A 17,530-nucleotide genomic window follows, 5' to 3' on the forward strand; every position below is an offset into this window, starting at 1 on the left:
GCCTGGAGGTTGAGATGGGCGGCAAGCCCGTGCTACGCCATCGCCATCGCCGCCAGCAACGCCACGATGATCGCCAACACCGCGATGGCGCGCAGCCGCCAGACAAGATACCCTCGCGTCGCGGCATTGAGAAATGCGTAGGCCAGCATGATCACCACTACCACCGCCGCCACGGCGCCCCAGCCGCTGACTGTGCGCATCGCCTCTTGCCGGGCGGCGGCGGCGCACTGGGCGGCGAGCATGTCAATCGTCTGCGGCGAAGCATCGATCAGCACCATCTCGCGCCACACGTCCCCGTAGGGGCGCTGCACGCGATGCACGAAGCGGTCCCGCACCACCCTCTCGCCCGACAGCGACGCGGCAAGCTGCTGCTCGAGCCAGCGGTCGTCGATGGCGATCTTCAGCGGCGTGCCCGACAAACGCGACGTCAACCGCGCCTCGATGAACGGTTTGAGCGAGTCCACTGCCGCACGCTGCGCTGCCAGATGCGCTTCGTGTTCCGTGGCGCAGTATCCGGGCGATTCGACACGAATCCAGGTTTTGCCCGAATCGCCCGAGGCGTTGACGAACCCGACCCAATCATCCACCCACGCCTTGCCGGAGATGCCGGCGGGTTGGCTTGTCGCGCCGGCGGGCACGGTTGCCGCCGGCAGCGGCAGATCGATCAACGGCGCGCTGGGGACTGGCGTCGGTGGTATCGGTGCGGTCATCGGTGCGAACACAATCGCGGGTTTATGGCGGTCTGTGGATACCACAGCTCGGATCGAGAACACCCCCGCCGCCGCCAGCACGATCAGCACCGCCAGCATCCCCAGCCCGGACCTGGGACATCTGACGATCCACACGATCAGCGACGCCAGAATCCCCAGCCCGATCAGCAGCAGGATCAGTGCCCCGCCTCCCAACGTGTACGTGATACTGGTCATGACGAATCGACCTGCCTTTCCGGCAATGGCTGATCAACGGCTCATGCGTGAGAAGCCGCCGGCTGCGGCGCGGCGGGTGCTGGCGGCGCCGGAGGCGTGGGAGCAAGCGGCGGCGCAGGCGCCGCCGGGGCCGCAGGCGGCGCGGGCGGCGAGGCCGTCGCCGCGCGAATCGCGCGCGCCGATGCCGTCGCCCGCCGCGGCGCCCACGCCAGCACCACCGACGCCAGCACGAACACCACCCCAGCCGTGATCGCCGCCTGAGCACTCCAGTGATTCAGGAACACGTCCATCGCGGCGGCGAACTGCTGAATCTGCACGAGCGGCTGAATCGCCGGCCAGGCGCTCATCCACCGAAACGCCGACGCCAGGATCAGCAGCGACACGATCAACCCCGCAGTTCCGATGATGCCGCGGAGCATGTGCATCACCCCGCCACGACGACGCGCGAAGATCTGAAGCACCACCGCCAGCAGCATCACGATCGACACCGCAATGACCGCGATCCGCTCGGTAAGCACTGGCCAACCGGAGTAGCCGTTGAAGACATTGCGTTGGATCTCCTGGGACAGCGCCGGGTCAAACACGCCGGCCGCGATCGCGTGCGGCAGGTGCAGCGCCAACCCCAGCCCCGCCAGCGTCCCGATGAACAGCAGCAGTCCAGCGAGAAAAGAGAGCAGACCCCCTCCCATGCCCGGCGATCTGCCCAGATCGACCCTGGCGGCAAACGCGCGCTGCCGTTGGCGCCGGGCAGTCTTGTGCCGGCGGTTCATCTCTGGCATGGCGCCGCGTGGCGCGGCGCGATCGACGGGCGACGCAGCCGCCCCGCCCGCCGTCGATCCCGAAGCGCCTGCCGCGCCCGCACGCAGCGGCGACGCCAGCTTCGTGCGACCGGGGACAAAGACCGCAACGCTTGCCACAATTGTTGGGAAGACAATGAAAAACGTCGCGACGGCGATCTGCTCGCCGGACATCCGCTGCGTGCCCATCAGCACTGCACAGCAGAAGACAGCGATCGCACAGGCGGTGATCAGCAGTGGCCGCAACAGATAGTTCCAGATTCCGTAGTAGGTGCGCGACATCGCGCGGTAGAAAAACAAGACCGACAGCAGCACGCAGGTGCCGGCGGCGGCGATGAACGGGCCGAAATCGCCTCTGGATCCCACGCCCGCCGCCACGAAAAACGCCACCGAGAGCGAAAGCGTCAGGGCGAACACCGCCAGCCACAGCAGCCGCACTGGCAGTGGCACGGCCCGCGACCAGTAGACCTCCGCCGGCGCCTGCGGCGGGGGCACGTCCGTAGCCATCAGCGACTCGGGATTGAGGCTTACGGGGTGCACCGCGGGATTCTGCGTCGCCGCGGGCGAAGCCTGCGCCGTTGGCTGCTCATCTTCATCGTCGATCTCATCAGCGTCCTCGCTCTGGTCGAATTCTTCGGAACTTTTGGCAAATCGCGGGCTCCAGGGCGAGATCGCCTGCGAGGCCAGCGCCGCGCCGGCGACTACCGCCACCGCCACGTGCGGCCAGCCCCCAAAGACGGCGCAGACCATGAACGCGACGAATCCTGCGCCCAGCGCAGGTCCCAGACGCACGCGATCCGGGCGATCGGCGCGCAGCCAGCGATGTCCCACATCGCAAAGGAAAAACGGCGCAAGGATGCCGATCCAGGTGGTGCCGCTGGGGTGCTCGCTGGCCAGCCAGGCGATCAGCGAAAACGCCACGATCCCCATCGCCGCGGCGGCGCCGGTGATCAGTCGGCGGGTGCGAGGGGAATCGTGCTGAAGATGCGGCCAGATGCGGCTGCGGAAGATCTCCAGGCCGACCACCGCCCCACCGATTGCCAGCGCCACAAAGATGCCGGCCGTCAACCGAGAGGGGTGCGGCGAGAAGATCGCGGCCGCCGCGGAGACGACCAGGATGCTGACGATCGCCAGCATGATTCGCGCGCGTTGGGGCAGCGGGTCTTCGATTGGAACCGTAAGGTCGCGCGACTCGGCGCCGTGTTTCAATGCGATGCTCAGTCCCACGCCGCGATGCACGATCCGTTGCCCGATCTGATCGAGCCGGCTGGCCAGTTGTCCCCAGCGATCGCCGGACATCCGCGCACCCGGAGCCGAGCCTGTGCCGAGCGCAGCGCCGGCTCGCCCCGCGCCGCTGCCGGATCCCGCCCCGCCCGAGGCGGCAAACTTGCGGGCCACGCGCCCGGCCACCATCGACAGCTCATCCGCCGAAAACACCGACATGCTCTGCTGCACGTGCGCCGCGCCGAAAACCGCCTCGACCATCTCCTGCACGCTCTGGTACCGCTGGGCCGGATCCTTGGACATCGCCCGTTTGATCACGGTGGCGAACGGCTCGGAGATGCCGCTACAGTCGGGCATGGCCGACAAATGCTTCAGCAGCACCTCGCTGGGCGAGGCGCCGACAAAAGGCGGCACGCCGGTGAGCATCTCGTACAGCACCGCGCCCAGCGCGTAGATGTCGATACTGCGGTCATACTTGCCCGCCCCGACCTCCGGGGCCATGTAATGAACCGTCCCCACGGTAACCGTCTGCCCGCTGTGCTGCGAGGTCGTGATCGCCTTGGACAGACCGTAATCCCCGATCTTCACGTAGCCGTTTTCATAGAAGATGTTTCCGGGCTTCAGATCGCGGTGAACGATGCCGCAGTCGTGAAGGAACGTCAGCCCCTTGGCGATCTCGCGCAGGAAGAAAGCCGCCTTCTGTTCGCCCAGGCCGGAGGGGTGCTCGTCGAGCAACTGCCGCAGGCTCGGCCCCGAGACGTATTCCATGATGACAAACGGCCGGCCTTCGGCGTTGTACTTGACGTCGAAGATGGTCACCAGGTGCGGGCTTTTGAGATTCATGCACTGGCTGATGCCGCGCAGCTCGATCTCCTGGTAGCCGGTGATGCACTTCAGGGCCACTTCGCGTCCGGAGTCGGAGACGGCGTAGTACACCTCGCCAAACCCACCCCGCCCGGCGGCGCGCTGGATGGTGTAGCCTTCAAGCGGCCGATCGCCGTGCTTGTATTGGAATGCGTACATTGCTGACGCGCTCCCTGCTGATAGCGGACCGACTGGGCGACAGACGTGCAACGCAAATGAGCCTGCGGGCGCGGCTGGCACGAGAGTCTCCGCGCTGACATTGCCGGCCATGGCCGGTGTCGCCGACATCGCACGTGCTGCGACGGAATTCGTACGTGCTCGCCATTTATTTCAGTCATCAACACCGCATGATTGACGGACCGAATCCCACGACACCGCGCAGATGTTCGCTAACTTCAGCCAAGGGTCAACTATAATCGTAGACCATGAATCGAAGCGGGGGCGGCACCGCGATCTGGACGACAAGATGAAAGGCTGAAGCACCATGCGTGACCGGCGTAGCGCATCAACTTCCCTGTCAGCCAAGATCATCGCCTGCCTGACGCAACGCGGGCACACGCAGGCAGACATCGCCCGGATTCTGGGCGTCATGCCGGGCTTCGTCAGTTTGGTGAAGTCGCGGGAACGGGCCCTGACTCTCGATCATCTGGAGCGAATTATCCAGGCGCTGTCCGTGCCGCTGGAGCCTTTTTGCTCGCGGTCGATCCGCCACCACCTGGCACACCCGATCCAACCGGCCTGCATGCGGCGATCGCCGAGGCCATGCGTAAAGGGGATCTGGCAATCGAGGCGCTGATGGGCAGCGACGCCAGCGCGAGATCTACACGCCGATCTGCCTGATGCCAGATCCGCAGGCGCGGCCTTACTCCGGTCATGACGTCGTGATGACGAAGTTGGCACCGCCCATGCTCGTCGCGGTACCGATAGAGACGGGCTCGCTCCGACGCCACAGCCGGCCATCGCGAACGTGCAGAACTACCGGTTCGCTCAGTCCGTCAGCGCGAATGTGGGAGCTGGCCCCCGGGCCGATCACCAGATCGCGATCCAGCAGGATGATGCGGCGAACGTCGGCGCGGGGGAATCGGCCGGCCGTCAGATCCAGCACCGCCGTCGTGCTGGATGGGTTGGGCAGTTGGAACTGGAGCCTGCATCTGGGCGAGAGCGTCACCCGATCGCCGCTCGCCAGAAGCCTGGTCGGCTGGCCGGCAATTCGCTCAAAGTAATCGTCTTCGACTCGTTCGATCGTGACGATGGCGGCGGAGGCGTCGGCGAGCAGCCCGACATCGGGGCGCTGCGATGAGCTGATCGGCCCGATGGTCACTCGCGGCGTCGTCAGCACCAGAAAGCTGCCCGCCCCATCGACCTGGATGATGAACTTTGAGGGCAGTTGATCCCCGGTCTCACGGGCGTGCGGCCCGTGCAGAATGCGCGGCGGCGCGGGCGTCGGGCCGGCGGCGCGGGTCGGTTGCTCGTCGTCCATATCCAGCAATCCCAGTGGCCCGCCACGCACCGCCGCCAGCGATTCCTCCACCGCCGCCAGGTGCGACAGCGCCTCGGCGATCCATTTGGCCTGCGGCCATTGTACCTTGATGCGGCTGAGCGCATCGCGCGCGTCGTCAATTTTGCCATCGAGCACCGCGCGCCAGGCATCCTCCGCCTGCTCCAGTGTCCGCCGAAGCTGCCGGGTGGTAAGTCCGTTGGGATCCAGCCGCGCCAGGCGCTCGATCAGCGGTCCGACCTGATCGAGCCTTCCCTCATTCAGCGCGTCTTCGATCTGCGAGCGAAGCGTGTTTCGGACGCTGGCGTCAAGCTCGCGGATGCGATGGTCGGTGCAGCCGTTGCCGTGGGCGCGGATCAGTTCCGCGACGGCGCGGTCCAAATCCTGGCGGCCAAGGGCCGAATCCACAAGCTGCGCCGCGGTTTCCACGGCGCCGGCCCTGGCCTCGACTCGCCGCGCGCGGTCCGCGGTCAGCAGCGTCTGCTCGATCTGGCTCCTCAGCGCGACAACCTCATCAAGGTTTCCGCCCAGAAGCTGCGCCTTCTCGCAGTCAATCAGCGCCTGAGCGGCGCGGCCCGCGCTCAGATGCGCCCTGCCCCGCTCCAGCAGCTTATGGATCAACCGAGTCACCAGCGTCTGCCCGCGGCGGTGAGCCCGCAGCCGGTCCGACTGCACGAGCTGATACGCCTCGTCCAGCCTCCCGTCGGCCAGGGCAACTTCGGCTTGTCGGATCGTCAGGAACAACACGGCAGCACCCGTCTTTGTTCATGCCCCCATTTGGAAAACGCTAGTTCAGCGACAGCAGAGTATACCGTTTCGGCCAATGCGGCTGCGGCGGCTGTGGCAATGGCTTGCTCGGGACCTTTGCCTGGAGTCGTCGCGACGGCTGATGCATCGCCTGGCTCAGGAAGTTTTCCAGGTCCCGCAGCATCCGCCGGCGAAGCGAATCCAGCTCGTGTTGCCGGTTTGCGTCATGGGGATGGGGGTCGTCGTTCAACATCGGTTGGTGCTCCTTGCCAGTACGGGTTCGAATGAATGCAGAGACGTACGGACCAGGCTGCACAAGCAACACCGCGTCTGTGCGTCTCTGCGCTCATCCCTACCGCCGCGCCGTCTGAAGCGGCGAGCTCGCCAGGTGCTCGTTCACTTCCTTCAGCAGGTCCTTCTCGCTGACAACATCCACCTCAATCGGCTGGACAAACTTGCTCTGGTGCGCCAGCACGCGCTCGGCCACGTCCAGTTGCTTTTTGATGTCCGCGATCAGCTTTTCCGACTGCGCCAGCTTGCTGTTGTCGATGGCGAAGGTTCCGCCCGCGCCCATCGACGCGGCCTTGACGAGCTGGTTCTGCCCCTCCAGCGCCGCGATCTGGCTTTCCAGCAGAGCCTTCTGGCTGCGGGTGCGCTCCAGCGCCTGCATGGCGGCGCCCAGGGACCTGGTGCGGTTCTCCAGCAGCCGCTGCTTGCCCGCCAGCACGATCTCCGCTTCCTTCATCATCTCGAATCGTCGGGCCAGATCCTGCTTGACCTGATCGCGGGTGTAGCTCAGGTCCCCGAAGGTGAAACTGGTCTGATCGGTGGCCAGCGAATCGCGGAGTCTGGCCACTCGGACGCGTTCGTCGGCAAGCTGCTTGCGGCTCTGTTCGATGTCGGCCTTGAGCGCCGCGATCTCGACTTCCTGCGCCGCGATCAGCCGTACGTTGGCGTGCATCTCCGGCACGATGTCGTTGACCAGATCTCTGGCGCGGCGGAGCTGGAACTCCACCGGCACCGATTCCTCCACCGCCATTCGAACCGACCGCGCCGAACTGGAGATGTAGCTGAACGCATCGCGGCCAAACAGGATCCCGCCGACGATCATCGTTCCGGCGGCCGTCAGCACGACGAATTTAACTGGCTTGAGGATCATGACTTGCTCCTTGTGGGCGGGCTGCAAGCGGCCCAGAACTGATCTTGCACCGGGAACCATCGCCCGGTTCACAGGCAGGTGTACGAAAGGATGCTGTGGATATTTCCCGCCGCCGGCGCCAATCAGGCGCTGCACAGCCCCGCGCCGTGTTCCCAAGGCCAGGCCAGAGGGAACCCTTCGGCGATTAGCGACTTCTGGAATTGGCGGATGCGATCGATGTTGTCGTGAACCGCATGCGGCTCGGTGTGATGCTCGAGGCAGTGGACCGCCAGCGCGCCGGCCGACTCACCGATGTTCCACTCGATCGGATGCAGCCGGTAACAGCCGTTGGTGATATGCGTGACGCCCAGCGCCTTTCCCGCGGCCAGCACATTGCGCACGCGTTGCGGGATCAGCGCGCCCATCGGGATGCGGAACGGCGCGGTGCGGACGTAAAAGCCGATCCGCATCCCCGTCGAGGGGTGTAGATCCAGGCGGTAATGCCCGATGCCAACCGAATCAGCGAATGGCTCGGCAGAGTCCAGCGGCGCGCGTTGCTCCAGGCCCACGTGTGCTTCGGTGATGATCGTCCGCGCCCGCAGCCGCCGCGCCTCGCGGATGTACGGCGCCTTGGCAAAACCGTCGCTTGTGCCCAGCTCCTCGCCACGCAGCTTCAATCCGCGCAAACCCGGATCCTCCGTCTGCATCCAGTACAGCAGACACAGGCTTTGCTCGCGTGCTTCGGCCAGCGCCAACTGCTTCTGTTCCTCGGGCACATCGATGATCGGCCGCTGGAAGTAGTCCATCTGCACCATGTTGACCAGGCACACGTCCGGATGCAGCGGCTGCGCCTCGGGGCGGTAGATGCTGCGATCGACGATGCGACGATATCGCCACATCTCCCACTCGCCGGGCGAAGGCTCGTCCGGCCAGGGGATGAAACGAAACGTTCGGGGCTGATGATCCTCCGTGCCGCAGACGGTCCAACTGAAGAGTCTGCCCGGCCAGGGATGATCCAGCGGCGGAATGTAGTTTCGCCAGAACTCGTAGCGCGCGGGGCGATCGATGACGTGATTTTCACCGGGTCGATGCTCGATCGCGAAGCACCAACTGATGGCCTGGAAGTCGCGGGGATCGCGCGTCGTGGCGTGCATTTCGCCGAAGTCGTCGCGGCCTTCGGCGCCGGCCATGTATTCGACGCCCGCCAGCGGATACAGATCGCCCAGCTCGCTGGCGTCCAGGAAGTAATCCGCGCGGATCGTGACGGTCTGTGCAGACTGGGTGTTGCGGAACGTGACCGAGCGTACGCGATCGCCCGTGACATCGGCGGCGATGGGCTGGTGGTGAAGCAGGATCGTGATCCGCCCCTCGGCCAGGAACGGGGCGAGCATCTCCTGAAGCACGGCGTGTGCAATTCTGGGCTCGCAGCAGAGGCGACTGACCCATCCGTTGCCGGGGTTCAGATGCGGATCGTTTCGCGCCGCGTCGTTCAGGGCGCGATGCTGACGATACCACTGCCTGACGCGCCGGCGAAACTCCAGATACGATCGGGTGGCGCTTTGCACGCCCTGCGCGCCTTCGATCCAGCGGTTTTCATCGGGTGGCACGGCCTGCGAGGTAAGCTGCCCGCCAATCCAGTCGGTCGGCTCGGTGATGATGCACCTGCCGCCTCGCCGCGCCGCCGCCAGTGCCGCTGCCACGCCCCCCGTCCCGCCACCGACAATCAGTACCTGTGTTGTTGCTTCGGATTGCATGGAAGGATCGGGTGACGTCGGCACGGGCTTGAAAGGTACGAATCACACAAGCAGCAAGTCGGATTCTCTCTCAATGACCTGTCTGGATGCGCTGGCCGCTATCCGCTCTGTCTGGCCGCGCCGTGGTTCGTGATGATCGGCGCCGGGCCGGTGGAGCGGCGGATGACCAGCTCCGCCGAAAGCAGCCGATTGGTCTGATCCATCTGATCCGACTGGATCTGCTCGAAGAGGGTGGTGACGGCGGCATGGCCGAGCTGGACCAGGGGCTGGCGGAAGGTCGTCATGGGCGGCGAGAGGTGAGCGGCGCTGGGCGGATCATCCACACCGACGACCGAAAGGTCATCGGGCACGCGAAGCCCCACCGTCGCCGAGGCGCTGTACACGTCCAGCGCGAAGTAATACCCGGCCGCGAAGATCGCCGTCGGGCGCGTCGGGCTGCTGAGCGTGCGGATCAGCGCCATGCGTTCGCGTTCGTCCAGCCGCCAACTCTGGCTGCGGATCACGTGATGCTCGCGCGGCGCCAGATGATGTTCCTGACAGGTGGCCACGAATCCCTGCCAGCGGTCGCGGCTGTTGCTGATGCGTTCATCACCGCCGACGTAACCGATGCTGGTATGCCCGAGCTCGGTGAGGTGATTGACCGCCTGGCGAGCCAGATCGACGTTATCGACATCGATCCACTGGATGAGTTTGGAGTGGCTGCGTGCCCCGACGACCAGCGTGGGCTTTCGCCGCGCCTGCGCCACGAACGCGTCGATCTCTTCCGGCAGCGGGTTGACGAACAGGAACCCGTTGCACTCGTTGCGCACGTCTTCCCCGAAGCGCAACAGGATCAGGTCTACCGCAAGCTGCTGCGCCGCCTGGCGAACGCCTTCCAGAATCTGGCTGTGATAGTAGTCGGCCAGCGAACAATCCTGATGGAAGACCAGCCCCAGCCGGGCGTCGCTGAGGGTGCGCTTGCGGTCGCGATAGCGTTCATGGACAAAGGTTCCGCGCCCCTGGGAACGTTGCAGCACACCGCTGGCGACCAGTTCCTGAAGCGCGCGATGGGTGGTGACCAGGGAAACTTCGAGCTGCTCGGACAATTCCTTGGTCGAGGGCATCTGCTCGCCGGGCTGGAAGACACCGGCATCGATGGCCTGGCGAACAGCGTCGCGGACGACCATGTAGAGTGGCCGCCCGGGCTGCGACTTTACCGCCTTGAGTTCCTTGAGCGATGCCATGGTGAATTGCCGTTAGACTGTTCGCCGGACAACAAAAAAGCAAGCGAGGGCGTCAGGCGCGGGGCAGTACCGACCCGAAGTTATTCTATAATTACATCTGTTCGAGTCAATGAAAACAGCCGTCGCAGACCGCTCAGACGAGTCGGCTCTGATGTGGCAGCGCATCACCCTCTGCACAGGTAAATCGGGCCGACCAGACCGCCTACTCTACCTGCTCTACCTGCACCCACGCGCCGTCCCGGTTCATCGACGCGTTGCCCGCTTCCATCACCGCCACGTTCTCCACCAGGTCGCGCAGCGGCACCGGCGCGGGTCCGCCCTCGAAGAAACGCACCATTCCCTTGATCAGGCGGTTGTACACGTCGGCGAAATCGACGACGAACTGCCGCACCGCCTGCGTGCCATGCACTGTGGCGCCGAAGGCATACGCCCCGCCACGCTGCATTCGCAGCCGCGCGTAACGACCGTCGCCGTAGTCCAGATCCACCAGGTCGCGATCCGCCTGATGAATCGCTGAGACACGCTTGACGCCCGGACCCCAGATCGCATCGACCATCTCGATCGTGTGCACCCCGTAGAAGAACAGCCCGGGCATCGACGGGTGGATCTCTCCGGGACCGAACGCATCGATCGCCACCATCCGACCAACAGCGGCGCGATCGAGCTCGGTGACTTCGGCGGCGAAACGCAGGCTCGAGGCCGAGTAGCACCTGGCCTGCCGGCGACGCGCCACGTCCAGAAGCTGTCTGGCCTCCGGCAGACTGCACGTCAGGGGCTTGTCGATGTAGGTGGGCAGACCCCGCTCCAGTGCCGGCAGGGCCAGCTTCAGGTGTCTGCATCCGTTGACCGCCAGGACCAGCACGCCGTCAACCTGGTCCAGCAGCTCATCACAGCTTGCAACCTCGGCAACGCCCATTTCCGCGGCCTGCTGCTTCCACAGCCGCGCCTTGTCCAGCTCGTGCTCCCCCGGATCCCACAGCGCCGTAACGCGGCAGCGCGTCTGTCCTGCCTGGTTCAACGCGTTGATCCGCTTCGTGAACTCCGGCAGATGGCTGGAGTCCACCCCGATCGCGCCAAGACGCATATCAGCTCCATTTCACGCACAACGGCAATCACCCCACCGAAAGCATGGGCACCACAAGAGGCTACACAGAACTATCGCCAGCCCGGCTTCCAGCGAACAAACCCCTCGATCGCCTCGTACTCGGCCAGACCGAGCTTGTCATACATTCTGGCGGTCTCGCGGTTGCGGTCTTCGGCACGCTGCCAGAACTCGCGGTCGTCCAGCCCGGGGAACAGCGCCTTGTCCTTCTGGCTCTCGTGCTTGAAGATCGCGTAACGCTTCTTGATCACCTCGTCGGGCGAAAGCGGGACGGCCATCTCGATCTCGTCGATGCCCCATTCCTGCCAGGCGCCGCGATACAGCCACACCTCGCAGGTCCTGACCCAGTCCCGATCCTTCAGCCGCTCGATCGCCTGGAACACCGCCGACAGACACACGCGGTGCGTGCCGTGCGGATCGGACAGGTCGCCGGCGGCATAGATCTGATGGGGCTGAACCTTGTCCAGCAGATTCATCACGATGCGGATGTCCTGCTCACTGAGGGGTTTTTTGCGCACGCGTCCGGTCTCGTAGAACGGCATGTCCAGGAAATGCGTGTTTTCTTCCTTCACGCCGCTGAACCGCGCCGCGGCGCGGGCTTCGGTCCGCCGGATGATCGCCTTGATCTTCTGAAGCTCGGGACTGTCCACCTCGCCCGGACGCTTGCGACGAACGAAAGTTTCGATCTGTTCTTCGATCTGCTTGGCCTGCCTCTCGCCCAGCCCGAACGCCTGCGCGTATTCGCGGACGAACTCGGCATGACGAACCGCCGCGTCGTCGAAGACCGCGATGTTGCCGCTGGTCTGATAGGCCACGTGAACCTCGTGTCCCTGCTCGCACAGCCTCATCAGCGTGCCACCCATCGAGATCACGTCATCGTCCGGATGCGGCGAGAAGACCACCACCCGCTTGGGGAAGATCTCGGGATTGGCATGATGAAACGCCGGGGCATGGCCAGGCTCCGGCTCGCGGCTGGGTTTGCCACCCGGCCAGCCGGTGATCGTCGCCTGAAGCGATCTGAAGACCTCGATGTTGATGTCGTACGCCCCGCCGCGCGAGGCGATCAGCTCCTGCAATCCGTGTTCGTTGTAGTCTTCGTCGGTCAGCTTCAGCAGCGGCTTTTTGACGAGTTGAGCCAGCCAGATCGCCGCCTTGCGGACCATGGCGGCGTCCCAGCTCATGCCAAACTCTTCGATCGGCCCCAGCAGCCAGGGGCTCTTGAATCGCGTCAGCTCCGCCGCCGCCGCCGTGTCCAGCACGATCCGCGCATTGGGATGCTGCTGAAGGAACGAGGCCGCGATCTGCGGGGTAACCTCGCCCTCGACGGCCTTGCGGATCACCGGCGCCTTGTGCTCTCCCCAGGCCAGCAGCACCACCTTCTTGGCGCTGAGGATGGTGTCCACGCCCATGGTGATCGCCTTGCGCGGCACGTTCCATTCGCCGAAGAAGTCGCTGGCCGCGTCCATGCGCGTGATCTTGTCCAGCGTGATCAGTCGGGTGCGAGAGTCGCGCGGCGAGCCGGGTTCGTTGAAGCCGACGTGTCCGGTACGCCCGATCCCCAGGATCTGATAGTCGATCCCGCCGACCTCGCGGATCATCCGTTCGTACTGCTGGCAGTAGGCATTGACCTGTTCTCGCGGGATCGTGCCGTCGGGGATGTGCACGTTCTTCGGATCGATGTCGATGTGGTCGAACAGGTGCTCCCACATGAACCGGTGGTAGCTCTGAAGCTCCTCCGGGCGCATCGGGTAGTACTCGTCCAGGTTGAACGTGATGACGTTCTTGAACGAAAGCCCTTCCTGCCGGTGCAGCCGGACAAGCTCATCGTACACCCCGGTGGGAGTGGAGCCGGTCGCCAGCCCAAGCACTGCCATTTCCCCACGCGAGGCCTTCTGACGGATCAGTTCGGCGATCTCCTGTGCCACGGCGGCGGAGGCGGCGGCGGCGGAGGCATAGACGGTGACGGGGATCTTTTCCGCGGCGGCGAGCATCGAGCCGACGCCCTCGCTGAGACTGGCGTTGTTCGCCGGATTGTGGACGACGTTAGAGGACATAGCTGCCGAAACCTCACTAGTAGACGACGGTCATCCGTTCGCGCTGCGTCCAGTTTCGTTCAGCGACGTTGCGCTGGCGGCAAGCGGCAAGGCCGCACGGGACACTTTTGTGCTCCCCCGCGTGCAAGACAGCGAGGAAGATTATATAATACTAGCGAGCTGCTGCGCTTCTGCAACCATTTGTGCTACCGCCAGTCCATCCTCGAAGCTCGCCAAACCCCCGCGATCGGCGCGGCCGGATGCAACTTCCGCAAACGCCAGCAGTTGCCGCTCGAAACGCACCTCGTGTGTCTCAACCGCCACGATCTGCGCCTCCCCTTGCGACGGCTTGATGTGCAGTTCCTGCGGCCGGTCGTAGTCGTAGCTGGCCATCGCCCGTGTGCCTACCAGGCTCACGATGAACCGCGCCGGCTCGGCCCAGCCGCTGGCGATCACCCCGGCGCTGCTGCCGCCTTGCACCAGCACTGTTGCATTCGACTCGCCTCGTCCTTCCCATTCATGCCGGAAGCTGGCGCCGACAACCTTGCCTTGCCCGAGCAGAAAGCGGAACAGGTCCAGGCTATGAGATCCCGTGTCGATCAGCGACCCTCCGCCGCTTACTCGCACGTCGCTCATCCACCGCTGCGCCATCTGGGGAAACCAGCAGGCAAAGGTGTTCTCAAACCGCACCACCGTTCCCAACTCTCCGGCCCGGAGCATCCGCTGCATCTCCAGGATCGCCGGCACGAACCGGTGGCAGTATCCGACGGCCGTGGTCACCTTCGGGTAAGCTTCGGCCAGCTCCACAAGAGTCTTTGCATCGGAGACGTGATGCGCCAGGGGTTTTTCGACCAGGACGGCGATTCCGCGCTCCAGCGCCATCTTCACGACGGGCACGCGCACCGAAGGCGGCGTGCAGACCAGCACACCATCCAGAGGCAGGCTGGCCTCAGCGGCGGCGGCGAACATCTGCTCGGCCGAGGCGAACGGCGCGGCGCCGGTGGCGTCGGCAATGGCGCGGCGTGCCGGCTCGGCCGGGTCCGCGATCGCCGTGATCCGCACCCGCCCGCCGCTGGCCTGCACCGCGGCAATATGCGCCCTGGAAATCACCCCGCCGCCAATCAGCCCCACGTGAAAAGTCTTCATCTGGTATCGCGCATCATACAGACAATCGGTCGCGCCTGCACGTGCATCCTGCTGTTGCTCGGACTGTTCAGCCCCGCCGCTCACGCCGCTGAACCCGAAGTCCGCGGAACCTGGCTCACCACCACCGCCAACGACCACATCGCCAACCCCGACAACACCGCCCGAACCATGCGCCGCCTGCGCCAGATCGGACTGAACACCGTCTACGTCGAATGCTGGAAAAACGGCTACACCGAGTTCCCCTCCGACGTGATGCGCCGGACGATCGGCGTGGCGATGAAGATCAACCCCTCCAGCAGCGACACGCCCGCGGTTCAGCGCGACCTGCTGGCCGAGTGCCTCCGCGAAGCACACCGCAATGACCTGGTCTGCATCGCGTGGTTCGAGTACGGCTTCATGGCGGCGCATCAATCGACCCACAACGAGCTTCGCGCTCGCCGCGACTGGCTCAGCCTCGATCAACAGGGCAGCGACGTGGCGAAAAATGGGTTCGTCTGGCTCAACCCGCTGCATCCCGACGCCCAGTCGCTGCTGATTGGGATCGTCGTCGAAGCGATCCGCAAGTACCCCGACCTGGACGGAATCCAGCTCGATGACCGAATCGTCTGGCCGGGGCTGGAAATGGGATACGACCTGTTCACGCAGAAGCTGTACGCCGATGAACACCAGGGAAGGCGGCCCCCCCGCGACATCTCCGACCCACAGTGGTGCGCCTGGCGAGCCGCCAGGGTCGAGGCTTTTGCCCGCAGGTTCGTCCGCGAAGTCCGCGCCGCGGCCGTGCAGGCCGGCAATCCCGATCTGATCATCTCGCTGAGTCCCGGCCCGCATCCGTGGGCGATGCACAACTACCTGATCGACTGGCCGGCCTGGAGTCGCTGGCGCGACAACCCGACCTGGGATGAATATGTCCCGCAGTGCTATCGTCTGGACTACGACAGTTTCCGCAAAAGCTGGCAGGAGCAGGTCGAAGCGATGCCATCAACGCGGCGAAAGGACCTGATCGCCGGCATTCGCCTGGTCGGCGACGGCCCGGACCTTCCCGCCGAGGATCTGATCAAATGTGTGCAACTGGTGCGCAAGACCGGCGGCGGCGGACACTGCTGGTGGTTCAGCCGCGGCGTGCTCGAGGTGCACGCCGATACAATCGCCCGACTCTACGACGTGAAGACCAACGGCCATGCGCCACACCCGAGGAATCGACATTAGGATATCCACATGATCGCTCTGGGCATCGACATTGGTGGAAGCTCGGTGAAACTCGCGGCGGTACAGGGCGGGCAGACACTCTGGACCGGACAAAGCCCGTTCTACACCCGCCCGACGACGACGCAGCTCATCGCGGCGATCCAGCAGGCGGCGGGGGAACGCGCCGGCGGGAGGATCGACGTCGCCGGCATCTGCGTTCCAGGGTTGCTCGATCGTGAGCGGCGCACAATCACGCTCTCGGTCAACGTGCCCGGTCTCATGGGCGTCGTGCTTGACGAGCTTGTCGCACGTGCGCTGGGGCCGATCGTCAGACGGCTGGAGATCGTCAACGACGCTGTCGCCACCGCCACCGATGTGATCCGCACCCGCGGCCTGCGCGGACGCGTGGTTTCGCTGGCGCTGGGGACGGGCGTGGGGATGGGCGTGCTGGACGACGGCGTGCCGCTGTTCATCGAGGGCGCTTCTCCGGGACACATCGGGCAGGTCGATGTCTCGATCGAAAATGATGTGCCGCTGGGTCCGGACGGCGGGGCCGGCTCGCTGGAAGGCTACATCGGCGTGCCGGCGATCATCCGGCGCTACGGCAGCACCGAAGCATTTTATCAGAACGCGAAAGTGACCGATCCGCCACTGCGGGCGCTGGCGCGCGCCATCCGCATCTGCCACGCGATCTATCGCCCGCATCATGTGGTGCTGGTGGGCGGAGTGGGAATCCGGCTGCGACACCTGCTGCCCCAGCTCAAGCAGTTGATCGACACGAACCTGACCAGCGTGGCGCGCCGTGACTGGACGCTAAGCTGCGGGGAGCACGACTTTCACGCCGCTCTGGGCGCGGCACGACTGGCGGCGGAAATGGGATCCTGAGCCGGGCTGATCGGCTCGGCTTCGCCCGCGACGGTCACGCGGTTTCGCCCGGCCGATTTGCTCTGATACAGGCACTGGTCCGCCAGGCGAAGCAGCGACGAAACGTCGCCCGCGTGATCGTTGGGTTGGGCCACGCCAATCGAGACGGTCGCGACAAGCGGCTGGCCGTTGACCAGCAGGTAGGATTTTTCCACGAGCAGTCGCATCCGCTCGGCCAGGGCGCGCAGCTCCGGTCCCGACGGCGCGTTGGCGATAATCGCCAAGAATTCCTCGCCGCCCCAGCGACCCGCCACATCGCTGCTTCGCAGCGCGCAGGCCATCGCCGAACCCACCATCTTCAATGCCCGATCCCCCACCGCGTGTCCGTAGACGTCGTTGAAACGCTTGAAGTGATCGATGTCGGCCAGGAAAACTGCCACCGGCCAGCCGTAACGCCTCCATTCGTCCAGTCGCTGGCGCAGTCGCAGCTCCAGGGCGCGGCGATTGGGCAGGCCGGTCAGCGGATCGGTCATTGCCAGGTCTTCCAGGGCGCGGATGGTCTGCCTGGCGGCGATGAGTTCGGAGGTGTTGGAGAAGACTTCCGCGACAGCGACGATGTCGCCTCGCTCGTTGCGGATGGGGATCGCGCGGATGCGGACCGGCACGCGGTGGCCATCCTTGTGATGCATGAACACATCCGCCTCGCGGACGCGACCATCCGCCATCACCGCCAGCAGAGGACAATCCGACGCACACAGGCACCGCCCGTGTTGATCGACATGCGTCAGGATGTTGTCCTGGCATCGCCGCCCGATAATCTGGTCAGGAGCAAAGCCCGAAGCTCGCGCGGCGCCGGCGTTCCAGTAGCGAATCACCCGGTCGCGGTCGGTGATGTAGACGCCGTCGCTGACCGCATCGAGGATCGCGGCCAACGTGGCGGCAGCGGTGCCCTTCAGGATCGGCAAATCGGGAGTCATGGCTGTCTGGCACTGAGAACCACGCGACTCCGTCAGCACAAACGTTGTATCG

Annotated in this window: 14 protein-coding genes; 3 read left to right on the plus strand and 11 right to left on the minus strand. The window is 65.1% G+C overall.

Annotation, left to right across the window (positions count from 1 at the left end):
- Positions 1-32 precede the first annotated feature (32 nt).
- The gene (locus tag ACQS5P_RS05145; RefSeq protein WP_428939830.1) at positions 33-926 is read right to left on the minus strand and encodes a hypothetical protein; all 894 of its coding nucleotides are present in this window, start codon (positions 924-926) and stop codon (positions 33-35) included.
- Positions 927-967: 41 nt separating this feature from the next.
- Positions 968-3,970, minus strand: coding sequence for a serine/threonine-protein kinase (locus ACQS5P_RS05150; RefSeq protein WP_428939831.1), 3,003 nt, complete (start codon positions 3,968-3,970; stop codon positions 968-970).
- A gap of 325 nt (positions 3,971-4,295) precedes the next feature.
- On the opposite strand from ACQS5P_RS05150, the gene ACQS5P_RS05155 reads away from it, so the two are divergent.
- Positions 4,296-4,607, plus strand: a complete 312-nt coding sequence (locus ACQS5P_RS05155; RefSeq protein WP_428939832.1) for a helix-turn-helix domain-containing protein — start codon at positions 4,296-4,298, stop codon at positions 4,605-4,607.
- 75 nt (positions 4,608-4,682) lie between these two features.
- Here the strand turns inward: ACQS5P_RS05155 and ACQS5P_RS05160 are convergent, their stop codons facing one another.
- The 8 genes from ACQS5P_RS05160 to ACQS5P_RS05195 all read right to left on the minus strand — a co-directional run bounded on the left by ACQS5P_RS05160 (position 4,683) and on the right by ACQS5P_RS05195 (position 14,452).
- Positions 4,683-6,056, minus strand: coding sequence for a hypothetical protein (locus ACQS5P_RS05160; protein WP_428939833.1), 1,374 nt, complete (start codon positions 6,054-6,056; stop codon positions 4,683-4,685).
- A 40-nt stretch (positions 6,057-6,096) separates the two neighbouring features.
- A complete protein-coding gene (locus ACQS5P_RS05165; RefSeq protein WP_428939834.1) occupies positions 6,097-6,309 on the minus strand; it encodes a hypothetical protein in 213 nt (70 codons plus the stop codon).
- Positions 6,310-6,408: 99 nt separating this feature from the next.
- The gene (locus ACQS5P_RS05170) at positions 6,409-7,215 is read right to left on the minus strand and encodes a hypothetical protein (RefSeq protein ID WP_428939835.1); all 807 of its coding nucleotides are present in this window, start codon (positions 7,213-7,215) and stop codon (positions 6,409-6,411) included.
- A gap of 122 nt (positions 7,216-7,337) precedes the next feature.
- Positions 7,338-8,948: an FAD-dependent oxidoreductase gene (locus ACQS5P_RS05175; protein ID WP_428939836.1), complete on the minus strand. Its 1,611-nt coding sequence runs from the start codon at positions 8,946-8,948 to the stop codon at positions 7,338-7,340.
- A gap of 98 nt (positions 8,949-9,046) precedes the next feature.
- On the minus strand, positions 9,047-10,171 hold the full coding sequence (locus tag ACQS5P_RS05180) for a substrate-binding domain-containing protein (protein ID WP_428939837.1): 1,125 nt from the start codon (positions 10,169-10,171) through the stop codon (positions 9,047-9,049).
- A 202-nt stretch (positions 10,172-10,373) separates the two neighbouring features.
- Positions 10,374-11,255, minus strand: coding sequence for a Gfo/Idh/MocA family protein (locus ACQS5P_RS05185; RefSeq protein WP_428939838.1), 882 nt, complete (start codon positions 11,253-11,255; stop codon positions 10,374-10,376).
- A 71-nt stretch (positions 11,256-11,326) separates the two neighbouring features.
- Positions 11,327-13,264 carry a glucosamine-6-phosphate deaminase gene (gene nagB / locus ACQS5P_RS05190; protein ID WP_428940992.1) on the minus strand — a complete coding sequence of 646 codons (1,938 nt, stop codon included), beginning with the start codon at positions 13,262-13,264 and terminating at the stop codon, positions 11,327-11,329.
- Between the two features lie 204 nt (positions 13,265-13,468).
- Positions 13,469-14,452 carry a Gfo/Idh/MocA family protein gene (locus ACQS5P_RS05195; protein ID WP_428939839.1) on the minus strand — a complete coding sequence of 328 codons (984 nt, stop codon included), beginning with the start codon at positions 14,450-14,452 and terminating at the stop codon, positions 13,469-13,471.
- Here ACQS5P_RS05195 and ACQS5P_RS05200 point away from each other — a divergent pair.
- Both ACQS5P_RS05200 and ACQS5P_RS05205 read left to right on the plus strand, forming a co-directional pair.
- Positions 14,438-15,658, plus strand: coding sequence for a glycoside hydrolase family 10 protein (locus tag ACQS5P_RS05200; RefSeq protein WP_428939840.1), 1,221 nt, complete (start codon positions 14,438-14,440; stop codon positions 15,656-15,658). The two genes, ACQS5P_RS05195 and ACQS5P_RS05200, sit on opposite strands and share 15 nt — an antisense overlap.
- A 9-nt stretch (positions 15,659-15,667) precedes the next feature.
- Positions 15,668-16,522, plus strand: a complete 855-nt coding sequence (locus ACQS5P_RS05205; protein WP_428939841.1) for an ROK family protein — start codon at positions 15,668-15,670, stop codon at positions 16,520-16,522.
- On the opposite strand, the gene ACQS5P_RS05210 is transcribed toward ACQS5P_RS05205, so the two are convergent.
- The gene (locus tag ACQS5P_RS05210) at positions 16,474-17,478 is read right to left on the minus strand and encodes a sensor domain-containing diguanylate cyclase (protein ID WP_428939842.1); all 1,005 of its coding nucleotides are present in this window, start codon (positions 17,476-17,478) and stop codon (positions 16,474-16,476) included. The genes ACQS5P_RS05205 and ACQS5P_RS05210 overlap by 49 nt on opposite strands.
- Between the last annotated feature and the right edge of the window lie 52 nt (positions 17,479-17,530).

Source organism: Fontivita pretiosa (genome assembly GCF_050410795.1).
Classification (GTDB): Bacteria; Planctomycetota; Phycisphaerae; order Tepidisphaerales; family Tepidisphaeraceae; genus Fontivita; species Fontivita pretiosa.